14 protein-coding genes and 2 CRISPR repeat arrays are annotated in these 16,025 nt (G+C 41.0%); of the genes, 9 read left to right on the forward strand and 5 right to left on the reverse strand.

Features of this window, described 5'->3' with window-relative positions; genetic code table 11:
* Positions 1–198: 198 nt before the first annotated feature.
* From HUN01_RS00385 to HUN01_RS00400, 8 genes are all read left to right on the forward strand, one after another.
* Complete coding sequence (locus tag HUN01_RS00385) at positions 199–948, forward strand: DUF4384 domain-containing protein (protein WP_181927120.1); 750 nt, start codon at positions 199–201, stop codon at positions 946–948.
* Positions 949–1,354: 406 nt separating this feature from the next.
* Positions 1,355–1,751: direct repeats of the CRISPR family, unit length 35 nt; unit sequence GTTTTAATTCCTTTACCCCTCACGGGGATGGAAAC.
* Positions 1,752–2,358: 607 nt separating this feature from the next.
* Positions 2,359–2,586: a reverse transcriptase N-terminal domain-containing protein gene (locus HUN01_RS35025; RefSeq protein WP_238845319.1), complete on the forward strand. Its 228-nt coding sequence runs from the start codon at positions 2,359–2,361 to the stop codon at positions 2,584–2,586.
* Between the two features lie 38 nt (positions 2,587–2,624).
* The gene (gene ltrA, locus HUN01_RS00390; RefSeq protein WP_238845321.1) at positions 2,625–4,046 is read left to right on the forward strand and encodes a group II intron reverse transcriptase/maturase; all 1,422 of its coding nucleotides are present in this window, start codon (positions 2,625–2,627) and stop codon (positions 4,044–4,046) included.
* 131 nt (positions 4,047–4,177) lie between these two features.
* A CRISPR array of direct repeats spans positions 4,178–4,501; the repeat unit is 35 nt; unit sequence GTTTTAATTCCTTTACCCCTCACGGGGATGGAAAC.
* A 607-nt stretch (positions 4,502–5,108) separates the two neighbouring features.
* Positions 5,109–5,630 (forward strand): reverse transcriptase N-terminal domain-containing protein, encoded by a 522-nt coding sequence (locus HUN01_RS35885; protein ID WP_257797961.1) that lies wholly within the window; start codon positions 5,109–5,111, stop codon positions 5,628–5,630.
* Positions 5,584–5,925 (forward strand): reverse transcriptase domain-containing protein, encoded by a 342-nt coding sequence (locus tag HUN01_RS35035; protein WP_257797962.1) that lies wholly within the window; start codon positions 5,584–5,586, stop codon positions 5,923–5,925. Before HUN01_RS35885 ends, HUN01_RS35035 begins: the two co-directional genes overlap by 47 nt.
* On the forward strand, positions 5,840–6,607 hold the full coding sequence (locus HUN01_RS35040) for a group II intron maturase-specific domain-containing protein (protein ID WP_238845323.1): 768 nt from the start codon (positions 5,840–5,842) through the stop codon (positions 6,605–6,607). The genes HUN01_RS35035 and HUN01_RS35040 overlap by 86 nt, the downstream gene beginning before the upstream one ends.
* Entirely contained in the window at positions 6,585–6,797 is a 213-nt protein-coding gene (locus HUN01_RS35045; protein ID WP_238845325.1) for an HNH endonuclease, read from the forward strand. Before HUN01_RS35040 ends, HUN01_RS35045 begins: the two co-directional genes overlap by 23 nt.
* A 406-nt stretch (positions 6,798–7,203) precedes the next feature.
* Positions 7,204–10,995, forward strand: coding sequence for a tetratricopeptide repeat protein (locus HUN01_RS00400; protein WP_181927121.1), 3,792 nt, complete (start codon positions 7,204–7,206; stop codon positions 10,993–10,995).
* 89 nt (positions 10,996–11,084) lie between these two features.
* Here the strand turns inward: HUN01_RS00400 and HUN01_RS00405 are convergent, their stop codons facing one another.
* Positions 11,085–11,282, reverse strand: a complete 198-nt coding sequence (locus HUN01_RS00405; RefSeq protein ID WP_181927122.1) for a hypothetical protein — start codon at positions 11,280–11,282, stop codon at positions 11,085–11,087.
* A gap of 306 nt (positions 11,283–11,588) precedes the next feature.
* On the opposite strand from HUN01_RS00405, the gene HUN01_RS00410 reads away from it, so the two are divergent.
* The gene (locus tag HUN01_RS00410; protein ID WP_181927123.1) at positions 11,589–12,341 is read left to right on the forward strand and encodes an antirestriction protein ArdA; all 753 of its coding nucleotides are present in this window, start codon (positions 11,589–11,591) and stop codon (positions 12,339–12,341) included.
* A 108-nt stretch (positions 12,342–12,449) separates the two neighbouring features.
* Here the strand turns inward: HUN01_RS00410 and HUN01_RS00415 are convergent, their stop codons facing one another.
* From HUN01_RS00415 to HUN01_RS00430, 4 genes are all read right to left on the reverse strand, one after another.
* The gene (locus tag HUN01_RS00415) at positions 12,450–12,779 is read right to left on the reverse strand and encodes a hypothetical protein (RefSeq protein WP_181927124.1); all 330 of its coding nucleotides are present in this window, start codon (positions 12,777–12,779) and stop codon (positions 12,450–12,452) included.
* Positions 12,780–12,859: 80 nt separating this feature from the next.
* A complete protein-coding gene (locus tag HUN01_RS00420) occupies positions 12,860–13,687 on the reverse strand; it encodes a hypothetical protein (protein WP_181927125.1) in 828 nt (275 codons plus the stop codon).
* 12 nt (positions 13,688–13,699) lie between these two features.
* A complete protein-coding gene (locus HUN01_RS00425; protein ID WP_181927126.1) occupies positions 13,700–14,146 on the reverse strand; it encodes a hypothetical protein in 447 nt (148 codons plus the stop codon).
* Positions 14,139–15,245, reverse strand: a complete 1,107-nt coding sequence (locus tag HUN01_RS00430; protein ID WP_181927127.1) for a ParM/StbA family protein — start codon at positions 15,243–15,245, stop codon at positions 14,139–14,141. Before HUN01_RS00430 ends, HUN01_RS00425 begins: the two co-directional genes overlap by 8 nt.
* Positions 15,246–16,025 lie beyond the last annotated feature (780 nt).

Consider the following 16,025-nt stretch of genomic DNA (forward strand, 5'->3'; position numbering starts at 1 on the left):
ATGATAAATCCCAAGGGCGAGTAGCGAAACTCCGTTAAAACGGACTAAAAATGTAATATGTGTTTTAGTGTCGAATCCCTTGCAGTACCTTTGATTTAATTGTTGCAGTGCCATATATGAGTTCATGTATGGGTTATTGACTCTTGTATATGAGTTCGTATATGACTTATGTAAAATTCTTTTACCTTTTGACTTATTATGAGCAGGACTCTGGTTGCATCAGATCAAGGTGTGAAGCTGGCAAGAAAAGCCTTAAAAGCCAGAAATTTAACTCAAACAGATTTTGCTATGGAGGTAGGATTAGGTTACACAACTGTTAATAATTTCCTCAACAGTAAACCGATATATCGCACAAACTTCCAAGAGATTTGCGTTTTCTTGGGCTTAGACTGGCAAGATATTGCTGCATTTGGTGAAGAAGCCGAAACCCAAGAACTCACACCCCTTGATAAGCTTTGGCAACAACTTCAATTATTAAGCTCTCCTACTGAACAAATGGGGCTAGTCTTAGTAAAAGAAGAAACACTAGGTTGGGGTCAGAAAATACCGAGTCGTTACGAAAAATCAGTGCAGGTAGGTAGTTTTATTCGTTTTGAAGTCAACTTAGAGACTCCTGGATATTTACTACTATTGCAAAAAGATACATCGGGACAACTATGGTGTTTTTGTCCTTCGTGTTTTGCTCCCCAGCCGCAGTTGAATACAGGTAAGACAACTCTGCCTCAAGAAGGTTCGCCAATAACATCTTTCCCAATAGAAGGCGAACCAGGTAAGGAGGAAATTATCGCAGTCCTTACCAAGGAAGTACCTGCATTAGACTGGTTACGGCAAGAGAATGATGAGGTTTTGAAACTAGAAGCAAGTCATCTTATAGAGTTACTAAAATATGTGACTGAACGCGGAGACTATCAACTTTGGTATACAGATTACATGGTTATTGCACGATAAAAAAGTTAATAGTTTAGGCGTTCAAAACTTCAAGTAGTTTGTTATACTACTGCTCAATAGCCACAGAACCTTGAAAAGTTAATAGTTTAGGCGTTCAAAACTTCAAGTAGTTTGTTATACTACTGCTCAATAGCCACAGAACCTTGAAAACTTAATATCAGGTTTCAAAATAAAAGCGAAAGTGCTTAGTTTTACTTTTCATACGTAAGTTTTTAGCGGGGGTAAGCCAATCCCTGAAACCCTTATTCTTTCGTTTACCCCCGCGAAAAGCTTGCTGGGTATGAGTTTGAGATACCTAAGTCTGTGTCTAATTGTCAATAAACTATACTTATTGACAGGTAAATTAGACCCCCCGCGAAAATGGGTATCTGTAACCCTCTCTGGACAAGGCTTCTAAAAGGGTAGGGTTTTAATTCCTTTACCCCTCACGGGGATGGAAACATTCAATCAAAGTGAAGCCACCTTGTTGATTTTTTTTGGCGTTTTAATTCCTTTACCCCTCACGGGGATGGAAACTCGCAGCATCAAGAATTTGCTTAAATTCTTGAGACATGTTTTAATTCCTTTACCCCTCACGGGGATGGAAACCCTATCGAGGAGGCATTGCAATGTCCTCTTCTTGTTTTGGTTTTAATTCCTTTACCCCTCACGGGGATGGAAACTTGCGCCATTCAGTTGTATCCACAATCACATAATGGTTTTAATTCCTTTACCCCTCACGGGGATGGAAACTCTTACATTCTTCTCCTGCGCTATGGGCGTTAGAAAGTTTTAATTCCTTTACCCCTCACGGGGATGGGTGCGACTATCGGTTGCACGTAGAGAGTGAGTTCTGATGAAAAACTCGTGGCAAGTGTCAAAAGCCAGTACCCGCCCGAAGGGGCATTGCGGGTAACTGCGATGTTTCAGAGCTAGAGGGTAAAATGCGCGACATCAGCAAGCCGCACAGTTAGGTGAAGCGCTAGGGTAAAACTAGACAGGGTTAACAGATGTGAATCCTCGTTGAGGCATCGTGAAGAGGAGTTACCGAAAACGGCTGAGACGGTAAAAGGGGTAAAGTGATTCTGCCCAATCCTCAGAATCAGTAGACACCTTGAACCCCCGGTGTATAGAGGGAACCCAAGCTAGTTGCATCTCTCGCGTGTGATACGAAGTAACCCCAATGGGGTCTTTGAACTAGGTCGATGTCAAAAGTAGAGATTGGAGTAATCCAGCTTTAATCCCCCAGTGGGTGTAAGATGCCACAAGAAGCGAATGCTGCTATGTCGAAAGGCAACAGGAAATCATAACTGGGCAGATAGGTCAAATGACCAACTTGAAAGAGTGCTGACGTGTGGCGAGTGAATCCCTTGAAGTCTAATGCAATGGAAACCGAACTTCTTCGGGAAAAGTTAGGTGCAATTAAAAATTGTGAACGTAACCGGAAGAACTACTGACTGGAATAGCGTCAACTGGAGAAACGCGTTCCGAGTAGTTAGGCGACTAAGACAGAGAATTTTCAAGGCAACCATTGGCGGTAACTTGAAAAAGGTTGGCAGCCTTCAAAAGCTACTTATGCGTAGCTACTCTAATATAGTACTTTCCGTTAGAAGAGTTACGCAACTAAACCAAGGCAGTAAAACAGCAGGGGGTAGATAGATTACTGGTAAAAAACCCCGGCAGCTAGAGGGTGGTTGGTGGATATCCTCACCAAATTTATTCCTTGGAAGCCGTTACCAGTTAAGCGGGTGTATATCCGTAAATCTAATGGAAAACAAAGACCACTCGGAATACCTTGTATTGTCGATAGATGTCTCCAAGCCATCGTCAAAAATGCTTTGGAACCCTATTGGGAAGTGCACTTTGAGCGCACTTCCTACGGCTTTAGACCGGGAAGGTCATGCCATGATGCGATTGAAAGGATACATTCAATGTCAAAAGCCAACTCCACTAAAAAGTGGGTGGTAGACGCGGACATCGAAGGTTGCTTTGATAACATCTCTCATGTACCGCTAATTAATGCCATTGGTAATTTTCCAGCCAGAAAATTAATTCAACAATGGCTGAATGCGGGATATGTGGATAAAGGTGTTTTCCATAATACCAATGCTGGAGTACCTCAAGGTGGAATTATTTCACCTCTACTTGCGAATATAGCTTTGCATGGTATGGAATCTGCCCTCGGTATCAAGTACGATAAAAACGGTCATACGATTGGCGACCGTGGTATTGTGCGCTATGCCGATGATTTGGTGGTGTTCTGCAAAAGTCGGGAAGATGCTGTCAAAGCACATGACACCCTCCAAGAGTTTATGAATACTCGCGGTCTAACTCTATCGGAGTCAAAAACCCACATAGTACGGCTGTTGGATGGATTCAACTTCTTAGGCTTTCATATCAGACAATACCCTGATTCCACTACCAAAACAGGTAGGAAAGTATTAATCAAACCAAGCATTGAATCTTTGCAAAATATCCGGGATAAAATCAAACAAGTATGGCTTGATAATAAAAGTTGTAGTGTTGATTTTGTCATAGGCAAGCTAAACCCAATTATTCGGGGAATAGCTAACTATTATCGGACTGTAGTTTCCTCACAAATATTCAGTTCTTTAGATAGATGGATGTTTGTTAGGGAGAGAAGGTATGCCAAAAGAATGCACGCCAAGAAAAATCAATCTTGGTGTAACCGTCGTTATTGGGGAAGGCTAAATCTTGATAGAAGCGATTACTGGGTGTTTGGTGATAAGCGCACGGGAAAACATCTGCTCAAGTTTAGCTGGTTCAATATTAGGAGGCATCCAATGGTTAAGGGTGCTTATTCTACCGATGACCCAGAGCTAAAATCTTATTGGGAAAACCGTCAGAATATTAAATCTAAAAGTTTAATTCCTAGTTACCAGAAGCTTGCCCAAAAACAAGGATTTAAATGTCCTGTATGCGGGGAGTCATTACTCAATGATGAACCCATACAAAAGCACCATATAATTCCTTGTCATCAAGGTGGTAACGATACTTACGCTAATTTGGAACTAGTGCATTATTACTGTCATCAACAAATACATTATATTGTACAGAAACTCAATTCTGAACTCGATGATGAACTGAGTCTTTGGTAGCTCTAGGATTTGCTAAAGCCGGATGCTTGGTTAACTTGCTTGTCCGGTTTGTCGGGGGGAAAGGGATAGAAATATCCCTGCCCTACCCATTAAACAAAACGCGCATTCACATAGCAGCCTGCGTCAAAATAGTTTTAATTCCTTTACCCCTCACGGGGATGGAAACAAGAGTCAAGAGTTAGTAAGAGCTAGACTTAACCAATTTGTTTTAATTCCTTTACCCCTCACGGGGATGGAAACATTTGACGTTGTTCCGCAACGTTCAACATACTGCTAAGTTTTAATTCCTTTACCCCTCACGGGGATGGAAACCTAAGAAAAGTACTACTACAAAAAGCGTCTTCCAGTCGTTTTAATTCCTTTACCCCTCACGGGGATGGAAACTCTCCAGAAAACACTATCATAATTATACTAGTAGCAGTTTTAATTCCTTTACCCCTCACGGGGATGGGTGCGACTATCGGTTGCACGTAGAGAGTGAGTTCCTCAGAAAAACTCGTGGCAAGTGTCAAAAGCCAGTACCCGCCCGAAGGAGCATTGCGGGTAACTGCGATGTTTCAAAGCTAGAGGGTAAAATGCGCGACATCAGCAAGCCGCACAGTGAGGTGAAGCGCTAGGGTAAAACTAGACAGGGTAACAGATGTGAATCCTCGTAGAGGCATCGTGAAGAGGAATTACCGAAAACGGCTGAGACGGTAAAAGGGGTAAAAGTGATTCTGCCCAATCCTCAGAATCAGTAGACACCTTGAACCCCCGGTGTATAGAGGGAACCCAAGCTAGTTGTATCTCTCGCGTGTGATACGTAGGAACCCCAACGGGGTCTTTGAACTAGGTCGATGTTTTAAGTAGAGATTGGAGTAATCCAGCTTTAATCCCCCGGTGGGTGTAAGATGCCACAAGAAGCGAATGCTGCTATGTCGAAAGGCAACAGGAAATCATAACTGGGCAGATAGGTTAAATAACCAACTTGAAAGAGTGCTAACGTGTGGCGGGTGAATCCCTTGAGTTCAATAGAAAGGAACCGAACTCTGATGGAAAAGTTAGGTGCGCTCTAAAAAAGTGGTGAACGTAACACAGAGAACTACCGACTGGAACAGCGTCAACTGGAAAAACGCATTCAGAGTAGTTAGGCGACTCAGACAGAGAATATTCAAGGCAACCAAGGACGGTAGCCGTAAAAAGGTTCGCAACCTACAAAAGCTACTAATGCGTAGCTATTCTAATATACTACTTTCCGTTAGAAGAGTAACGCAATTAAACCGAGGCAGTAAAACAGCAGGGGTGGATAAACTGCTGGTAAAAACACCACAAGCGAGAGGATTGTTGGTAGATATTCTAACCAAATTTATCCCGTGGAAGCCATTACCAGTAAAGCGGGTATATATCCGTAAATCCAATGGAAAACAAAGACCTCTGGGAATACCTTGTATTGTCGATAGATGTCTCCAATCCATCATCAAAAATGCCTTGGAACCCTATTGGGAAGCGCACTTTGAGCGCACTTCCTATGGCTTTAGACCGGGAAGGTCATGCCATGATGCGATTGAAAGGATACATTCAATGTCAAAAAGCCAACTCCACTAAAAAGTGGGTGGTAGATGCGGACATTGAAGGTTGCTTTGATAACATCTCTCATGTACCGCTAATTAATGCCATTGGTAATTTTCCAGCCAGAAAATTAATCCAACAATGGCTGAATGCGGGATATATGGATAAAGGTGTTTTCCATAATACCAATGCTGGAGTACCTCAAGGTGGAATTATTTCACCGCTACTTGCGAATATAGCTTTGCATGGTATGGAATCTGTCCTCGGCATCAAGTACGATAAAAAACGGTCATACGATTGGCGATCGCGGTATTGTGCGCTATGCCGATGATTTGGTGGTGTTCTGCAAAAGTCGGGAAGATGCTGTCAAAGCGCGGGATACTCTCCAAGAGTTTATGTTTACTCGCGGTTTAACTCTTAATGAGTCAAAAACCCACATAGTACGGCTGTTGGATGGATTCAACTTCTTAGGCTTTCACATCAGACAATACCCGGATTCCACTACCAAAACAGGTAGGAAAGTATTAATCAAACCTAGCATTGAATCTTTGCAAAACATCCGGGATAAAATCAAACAAGTATGGCTTGATAATAAAAGTTGTAGTGTTGATTTTGTCATAAGCAAGCTAAACCCAATTATTCGGGGAATAGCTAACTATTATCGGACTGTAGTTTCCTCACAAATATTCAGTTCTTTAGATAGATGGATGTTTGTTAGGGAGAGAAGGTATGCCAAACGAATGCACGCCAAGAAGAACCAATCTTGGCGTAATCATCGTTATTGGGGAAGATTAAATCTTGATAGAAGTGATTACTGGGTGTTTGGTAACAAGCGCACGGGAAAACATCTGCTCAAGTTTAGCTGGTTCAATATTAGGAGACATCCAATGGTAAAGGGTGCTTATTCTACCGATGACCCAGAGCTAAAATCTTATTGGGAAAACCGTCAGAATATTAAATCTAAAAGTTTAATTCCTAGTTACCAGAAGCTTGCCCAAAAAACAAGGATTTAAGTGTCCTGTATGCGGGGAGTCATTACTCAATGATGAACCCATACAAAAGCATCATATAATTCCTTGTCATCAAGGTGGTAACGATACTTACGCTAATTTGGAACTAGTGCATTATTACTGTCATCAACAAATACATTATATTGTACAGAAACTCAATTCTGAACTCGATGATGAACTGAGTCTTTGGTAGCTCTAGGATTTGCTAAAGCCGGATGCTTGGTTAACTTGCTTGTCCGGTTTGTCGGGGGGAAAGGGGTAGCAATATCCCTGCCCTACCCATTAAACTTTCTCTGAAATTTTACGAGGGTGGTCTATTTCCAACTCTTGAGTTTTAATTCCTTTACCCCTCACGGGGATGGAAACGAGTCTCTTAATCCCTGCTTCGCACAAGTTTCACGAGTTTTAATTCCTTTACCCCTCACGGGGATGGAAACCCTTTATTTATCATCAACCTTCGTGAGGTGATATGGTGTTTTAATTCCTTTACCCCTCACGGGGATGGAAACTGATGATGAACAATTTTAGGTAAAATAAGTAATTGATTGATTGATTGAAAAGTCAAAACTAAAAAATATACCAGCATCTGGAACTAGCAGATGAAAAAACTCATAAAAAAATTAAATCAACTTAATTTACAGGTTGTGCAACTTGCTGGACAAGGAAACTTAAAGCAAGCAATAATTATTGCCCAACAAGCTGTAAACTTAGGATCAAGTCAGCAGCTAACAGAGCATTCAGAATATTGTGATAGCTTGAATAACTTAGCAGAATTATATCGAATACAAGGATGTTATTTAGAAGCCAATCCCTTGTATTTACAAGCGTTAACTATTAGAAAAAGTCTCTTAGGTTCAGAACATCCTGATGTTGCACAATCTTTAAATAATCTGGCAGCACTATATCATTCACAAGGGAATTACTCACAAGCCGAAAAATATTTTTTAGAATCCCTGGAACTTTGGAAAAGTATTTTTGGAGCTGAACATTTTCAAATTGCGACTAATTTAAATAATCTGGCAGAGATTTATCGAGAACAAGGAAAATATCTCAAAGCTGAACAAGTACATTTAGAAGTTTTAGCAATGCGAAAACGTCTGTTTGGCGATGAACATCCAGATATTGCTCAAACTTTGACTAATCTAGCATCAATTTACACATCCCTTGGACGTTATTTAGATGCAGAAAAAATGCACTTAGAAACCTTGGCGATGAAAAAACGTTTGTTTGAAGAGTTACATCCTGATATTACTATTAGCCTGAATAATTTGGCCAGATTGTACGATCTTCAAGGACGTTATCAAGAAGCGGAACAAATACATTTAGATGTTTTAGACAGATGGAAAGAAATATTAGGTTCAGAACATCCATATATCGCATCTACCTTCAGTAATCTGGGGGGAACTTATCAAGAACAGGGGCGTTACCTAGAATCCGAGCAAAAATATCTAGAAGCCTTGGCGATGAGAAAAAGCTTGCTAGGTGCTGAACATCCTGATATTGCTAGTGGTTTGGATAATTTAGCAGAACTTTATCTGATTCAAGGGCGTTATTTATCAGCTGAACAGAAGGCTCTGGAAGCTTATTCTTTGAGAAAAAAACTGTTCAGTTCTGAGGAGTTTGATATTGTTGATAGCTTAAAAATCCTGGCAGTAATTTACACCTACCAAGGGCGATATTTGGAAGCTGAAAAACTATATTTAGAAGTATTCCCAATACTAGAAAGCTCATTAGGGAAAGAGCATCCCATAATTGCCGGTGCTTTAAACAATCTAGCAGGACTTTATGAAGAACAAGGAAATTATTCTCAAGCCGAACAAAAATATTTATCAGCTCTAGAAATTCAAAAAAATCTCTTAGGTAATGAGCATCCTGATATTGCCTTGACTTTCAACCAGATAGCAGTTATTTATCGGTTACAAGGACGGTATTCTGAATCTGAACAACTGCATCTAGAATCTTTGGCGATGACCAAAAATATTTTAGGAGAACGACATCCATTCGTAGCAGCGATTCTCAATAATTTAGCAGCATTATATCATGCTCAATTCAAATATCAAGAAGCAGAATCATTACTTTTATCAGCCTTAGCTATCGTTAAAAGCGCCTTTGGTGACGAACACCCACAAGTAGCAAGTACGATGAATAACTTAGCGGTTATTTATGATTTTCAAGGGCGTTATCAACAAGCAGAAGAACTCCATTTAGAAACATTGAGACTGAGAAAGTCATTACTAGGAGAAGAACACCCACAAATCGCTAATAGTCTGAATAATCTGGGAGAGTTATACTTTTCGCTGGGGCGCTATGAAGAAGCACAACAGAAGTATGTAGAAACTTTGGCGATGAGAAAACGCCTGTTGGGAGATGAACATCCTGATGTTGCATTTAGCTTAAATAATCTCGCAACGGTGTTAGCTACGACTAACCGCCCAGATGAAGCTTTATCTCATCGCATCGAAGCGAGTAATATTAATGATAAGATTATTCGTAATATATTTGCTTTTAGTTCCGAAAGCGATCGCCTGGCCTTTCTGCAAAAAATCAGAAATAACTTTGACTTATTTCTTTCCTTAGTCTGCAACCATCTTGCTGACTCAGATAAAGCAAAACTTGCAGCCCTAGATTTTATCCTTAAACGTAAAGCCTTAACTGCCTCAGCGCTGGCGGCTCAAAATGAAGCATTTTACAATGGCCGCTACCCGCAGTTGACAGAAAAATTCCGCCAACTGCGCGATTTGAGCAATCAAATTATCCATCTGACTTTTGCAGTTCCCAAAACAGATGACTTAGCTACATACCAAGATAATTTGAGACAACTGCAAAACAGACATAACAACTTACAAAAACAATTAGCGGCACAAGTTCCAGAAATTCAGCTATCACAACAAACTTTCGACCGTGAGGCGATCGCCGCAGCATTACCGCCTAACTCTATTTTGGTCGAGTTTGTCCGCTTTGACTTATTCGATTTTCAGGCAATTTCGGCCAATGGAGAAACACAATGGCATCCAGCTCGGTATTTAGCATTTATTTTAACAGCCGGACAATCAAATGCCGTGCAGATGGTAGATTTAGGGGCAAGCACATCCATCGATGAACTGATTCAAGCCTTTCGCTTACAAGCATCTGACTACACCCATCCGACATTAGCTTGGGGTAAAGGTAGTGACGCACCAAAGCTACACATCAAATCATACAATCCTACAGATGCGATGCAACTGAGTCAAGCAGTGTTCGACCCCATCCGGGACTTAGTGAAAGATTGCAGCCATCTAATTATTGCACCCGATGGTAATTTAAACTTAGTGCCATTTCAGATATTGCCGATTGATGCCACAGGCTCACGTCTATTAATGGATGATTACACCATCAGTTATCTGGGTGTCGGGCGAGAAATTCTCCGTAGCCAAGTTCAGCCAACCACAGGTTCTATCTCTGCACCATTAATCATTGCCGATCCTGATTTTGATTTAACAGCAGATGCAGTCTCAGGGGACTGGGGATTGGGGACTGGGGACTGGCGATCGGAGATTGGGGACTGGGAAAAAAATTTCATGCTCAATGTCCGAAGTCTTCAGCTAAGTGATCATCTCACAGAAAAAGGTTTGCTCCGCGCTCCTGGGACTAGGTTTTTGGGTGAAAGTGTGGCGAAAAAACTGCCCAATGCCAAATTATACTTAGGCGCAGAGGCAACAGAAACACGCCTGACAAGTAGCGAGTGTCCCAGTATCATGCTAATTGCGACTCATGGCTTATTCCAAAGCAATTCCCAGGCGCAACCAGTGACTAACAGACGCAACCTATTAAACATGGAAGGTCTACAAACAACTAAGGTAGAAAATCCCATGTTGCGTTCTGGGTTGGCGTTAGCGGGTGCTAATACTTGGCTTGCTGGTGGGAGACTTCCTCAAGCAGCAGGTAAAGGCTTTGTTTTTGCCCAAGATATTGCCAGTTTAGATTTGTGGGGGAATGAATTGACGGTTCTTTCTGCCTGCGATACTGCCAGAGGAGATATTAAAATTGGCGAAGGTGTATTTGGGTTGCGGCGTGCTTTTGCAGTGGCAGGTACAAAAACTCTGGTGATGAGCCTATGGTCTGTTCCTGACAAAGTAACTGCCTTACTGATGGAGCGTTTTTTTGATCGCTTGCAGTCTGGCATGAGTCGGTCTGAGGCGTTACATTCTGCTCAAAATTATATACGTACAATTACAGTTAAGCAATTGCGCGAATCAGCTTTGGGTCTGGAAGTGCTAAAAGAACTTTTAGCGGTCAAAGAGTTATCAGTAAATAGTAAAATTGATTGTCAAGAAAAAGACACACCATTAGAACATCCCTTTTACTGGGGAGCATGGATTTGTCAGGGAAATACAGATCCATTGGTTAACTAGGGGTAAAAGTGGACAAGCTGTCATTAATCGCTACTTTTACCTCAATTACAAATATACAAGTGCAGCGATCGCTTGAGCAAAATTCCCAATCAATCTTCCTGGGAAGCTTCAGCTTGTTCTTTAGCCACAGCCTCAGCAATAACCTGCCGCAACCACTCGGAACGATTGGGCTTGTTTCGCACGTAGGTATCTAAATCTTCTGGAAGCATCACAGATATAGGTTTCGTATCACATTTAACACCTACTCCTTTTGATTTAAAGCGAGTAGCAATATCGTTTCTTGCCATAGTGATTATCCTTTCTCTCTACAACTATAATACCAAATCCCACATATATGTGGCAGTATATTAGATATTTTTATAAGTAAAAACGGCTAAAAACCTTTATTATCCCACATATATGTGGGATAATAAAAGAGTAAGAAATAGGAACGGAGCGCCAAAAAGACTCCCGGTAACGGAACCGAACCGAAGCGTGAAATTTAAGATGTAGCGCCAAGTCCAAAACTCTTACATCAAAAACAGAAAAAGCACCCCCGACGACCAATCTAAAGGTGCTTTTTCTGAGTTCTAATACTAGAAGGATTCTAACACATGAATTTGTTTTCTAACACTCTAATATTTCACTCAGAAGTAGAAGCGCAATTAGTTGCTGAACAAGTTTACAACTGCCGCCTTGAAGGTAATATTTTAAGCTGTCCTATTAAGGAACAACGGGCAGTAGATTTAGCAATTAGTCTATCAGATGTTGCCTTACCAATAGTTGAAGGTGCAAGCTGTTTGCTCCCCTTCCCTAAACATGAGCGCGAATGTCAAGATGATGATGCACCACAGGTTTATGTAGCTTGTTTATCTGCATACAACAATGGCAAATTACACGGAATGTGGATTGACTGTACACAAGATGCAGATGAAATTCAAGACGATATTGAATGGATGTTATCATGGTCGCCCTGTCATAATTATGAAGCCTGTGAAGAGTGGGCAATACATGATTTTCAAAACTGGTATGGTATTCACATTGATGAATACGAAAGCATAGAAGAATTAGCCGAACTTGCTCAAATATTATCAGAGCATGGTGCAGCTTACGCCGCTTATTATGAATATGACAGTAGTGAGGCTAGTGTAGAAGGTTTTCAAGAACATTACTGGGGTGAGTACGAAAGTGAAGAGGATTTTGTTTATGACCAACTCGAACAACAGGGATTGATTAAAAACTTAGAAGACATGGGTATTCCTAGCTTCTACCTTAATTTTGAAGCAATAGCCCGTGATTGGTTTATTGATTCCTACTATTCAGTAGAGGAAAGTTACAACAAAGTCTACGTTTTTAGTCGCCACTAATAAAATTAATGGGGTAGTTAACAACTACCCCTTTATATTTAAAAACTGACCAGTTGACCAATCAATTTTGAGAAAAATTATTTGTCAGTCTTAAAACAGCCTCATTAATTAACGTTGACGATTGGATTTTTTTTGAGATGTTTGTTTGATGTAATCGCTAGGAATAACCACTGTTGTTTTATCCAACCGCAAAAGGTAGCAGTAACTTTTGGTATTGGGGCAGGCAATCACAGAAGGAAAGTTAACACCCAAAGCGAAACCCAAAGATATGTAAATTCCAGACGACCCCAGATAAAATAACCAGCCCGACCAACCAGACCCAATCCAACGAGCAAAATGAATTAAATTTACTCGGAATTGCTGCGATCGCTGACTACGTAGTTTCGCTTGCTTCTGTTGGGCCTCAATCCATTGCTGAGATTCATTGAGTTTGTTCAAAGCTATTTGGGTTGCCCGAAGCTTGGCTTTTTCCTCAATAATTTTGTGCGCTTTGACCTCAATAGTATGCTTTTCCTCATCTATTCTGATCTTGACCCATTCTCCAATGTCGGCGGCAAGCTCATTAAAGGCGGCTGCGGCTGGAATACTGGGGAAATCGGCTTTTTTCCCATGACCTTAGCTCTAAACGCCTCTCGTAGTTGCTGCCATTCCTGTTGAAAAGCAGGTGATTTCATCTCCTCTAATAAAGACTGCAAATACAACTTGGGCAACCCAGCCATATCACTCTTAGCCTTCTGCCGTACCATTTCTCTAATTAACTCTCGCTCCTCCTCACCCAATAAAGCCGTAGTATCTCCAAGCTGTTGCAGAAGTTGATCTGTATCTACATCTGGTGTCGAGTTATTCAGCCCGAAATATTGTGCAACCTCCTCAAAGGATTTGTGTTGATTTTTGATTAAATCGCAAGCCTCAAGAAAGCGATCGCACTCAGCTTGGTTATATTCATCCTGGTCTTGGAGTCCACAAGCCTGCAAAATTGAGAGAGATTCACCCAGCGAAATTTTAGCGCCTACTCGCTCCTTAGCCCTAGACAACAATGCAGAAATATCTAGAGGTTCAGCAGCAGCTTCATTCTTCTCATTTTTGGATTTTTTTCCTTTAGGTTTTGGGCTAGTTTCTGGTTGCTCCTTGACTTCTAATTCTTGTCGAAATAAATCAGTGGCTTGTTGGTAGTCAGAGACACGCTCCGAAGTAAAGTATTGACGGACAGTATCAAAACCAGATTGGATCTCTTCATCTGCATACTCATTACAATCGGTAGACAACCCACAGACGCTGAGAGTCGCATTCACATCTTCCACAGAGAGCGAATAAAGATTTTGCAGAGCTTCTTTAGTGTATGGCATGATTGTTAACTCCTACTTGAATGCTTCTTCTAGTAGCTCGTCATTTTCAAGGCTCATTACTGATGTCAAATTTTGCTCACCATCACTTTTTACGTGAGTGGGCACAGATTTGGATGTATAAACATCGACATTGGGATCAAGTTCAGTATCAGAATGAGAAGAATTGCCCAGCATCCCTTGATTCCCTAACTCATTTTCCAAACCAAAAGCTTGGGCTAAATAAATAATTTGTTGTTGCAATTGATAGATTGCAGTTCTGGCTTTCAGCTTCAAGTCAGCATCACTGAATCCCCCAGACCACTTACAGGCTAAAGGATACCAAAAAGCCACGAGCGCCCAGGTAATCATATTTTGGCGCGGGAACTCAAGAAACTTATTCTTGGGACTGAGATATTTAATCAGCGTGATATAAGGAGAATTGACACTAATTTGAAAGCGAAAATCGACTTGTTCAGGCATGAGTCGTCATCCTTTCAGAAGTTCCACACAGGTAATAGAAGAGTCCGTAATTATCTGTCAGCCGAAATTCCAATCCATTACGGGACACATCAGCTAAAAAGTTACGGTTAATTTGTGCTTCCAGTTCGTTACACCAGATTTTCTCAGTGTGCGGCAACAGACTATTTAACTCACGAGATAAATAGTGGGCTGTACCACCAGCAAATATCATCTCGTCCACATCAGAGGGGATGCGACTACGCAACCAACTAAAAAGACTAATCCAGTATTCCTCTCGTGCAGTTGCTACTGCTGACCTAATTTGAGAAAGTTCTGTATCTCGTAAACCAGGGTCTTGAACCCGGACTAAGTGAGCTAAAGCCTTAGTGCTGATTTTAGAACCAGCCTTAGAAATAGCCTGAGCCAACTTCAGAGGCTTCTGTCCAGATACCAAACGTTGCACACAGCCAACTAACTTGTTGAATCCTAAATCTTCAGTAATGCCTTGAGAAATCATACCTCTGTCCATAATCAGCAAAGAGATATTGCGATAACCAATCATCACCACGGCGATTTTGCGTTCTTTGAGACTGGAACCGGGAGCGCGTCCCCGTGAAATCAAACCAAAACCTTCTGGACGACAGAGGAAACTTTCCAACTCAAACGAGCGTTCCACACCGCGAAACCGAAAACCAGCCAGAGCTTCAGTTACTAATTGTTCAAATAATTTGCGGTCTTCGTACTCACCGTAAGGCAACAGCACCCCTAAACGGATACTTGCGCCATTAGAGAGAGAGTTTTTTTGTGCAAGAGCGCCTACAAGAGCCAAAGTCTTATAAAGGGCGAGTTCAAACTTTGGTTCAGAAAGTTTTAAATCTGCATAGAATCGGTCTTGGGCGAGGAAACCAACAGCCCGATATTGTCCTTTGTACTCAACCCAAGCAGAATTTTCAGCAGCCGGACTACCAACACAGCTTGACTCGTAAGCTACAAGACTGGCTTTAGGAACTTGGGCAACTTCCGGTTCCATCAGTAGTAGTTCCGGGTGGAAGGATTTGAGAGTATAGAAAATCTTGCTCAGGGATGAACCTGGATCAAATGCAATTGTTAAATCTGCCATCGCTATTTGCTTGGCTGAAACCCTTTAATTATTAAACAACAAACTGCCAAAAAAAAGGCAAAATTAAGGAATTTTACAAAAAGGTAAATATAAGGAATTTCAATGGTAAATCAATGGCATTTCAATGGCAAATACAAGGAATTATTCCATCCGATTTCCGTGAAAAACAGGAAAATTTGAAATTTTCCGCTATTCAGGAAAAAATAAGGTAAATCAATGGCATTACCAAGGTATTTACAAGGTAGAGATAAGGTAAATATAAGGATTTTGGGTTTGAAAACCCAGTTTACCAGAGGGATTTCTCCCTCTGGACTCCCTCCGAAAAATTCTCGCACAGTACGCCAAAAAGTTTGTGCAGAAAAATCGAGTTGGATTTAAAATTTGATTGTGTAGAAAAACTGTATTAAAAAATATTAAGTTTTGAATTACCCAATACTACAGAAAGTAAGTTCAACGCTTTTAAAGACCGAAGCGCATCAAATGATGTCGATGTGTTTTTGGGAGAATAGCCATTACTGGAGTAGTCAACCATCACCCAGAAGACAATATTCTTCTGGTGTAGTGATTCGGGTAGCTTATTTCAAAAAAGTCAATTGGGTAGGTTTTAATTTTTGTAAATACCATGCAGAGGCAGTGGGAATATTTCAAGAACTGCCAAAGAGTGAAAAATTCTTTTATGAGCTAAAACCTAATTGTTATATCTCTTTCAAAGTGTGGTGCGTTGATGGTAAGCACTTTGAGAAGGTAATAAGCGGACTCAACAATTATGTGGATATAGGA

The organism is Nostoc edaphicum CCNP1411 (assembly GCF_014023275.1).
Taxonomy (GTDB): Bacteria; Cyanobacteriota; Cyanobacteriia; order Cyanobacteriales; family Nostocaceae; genus Nostoc; species Nostoc edaphicum_A.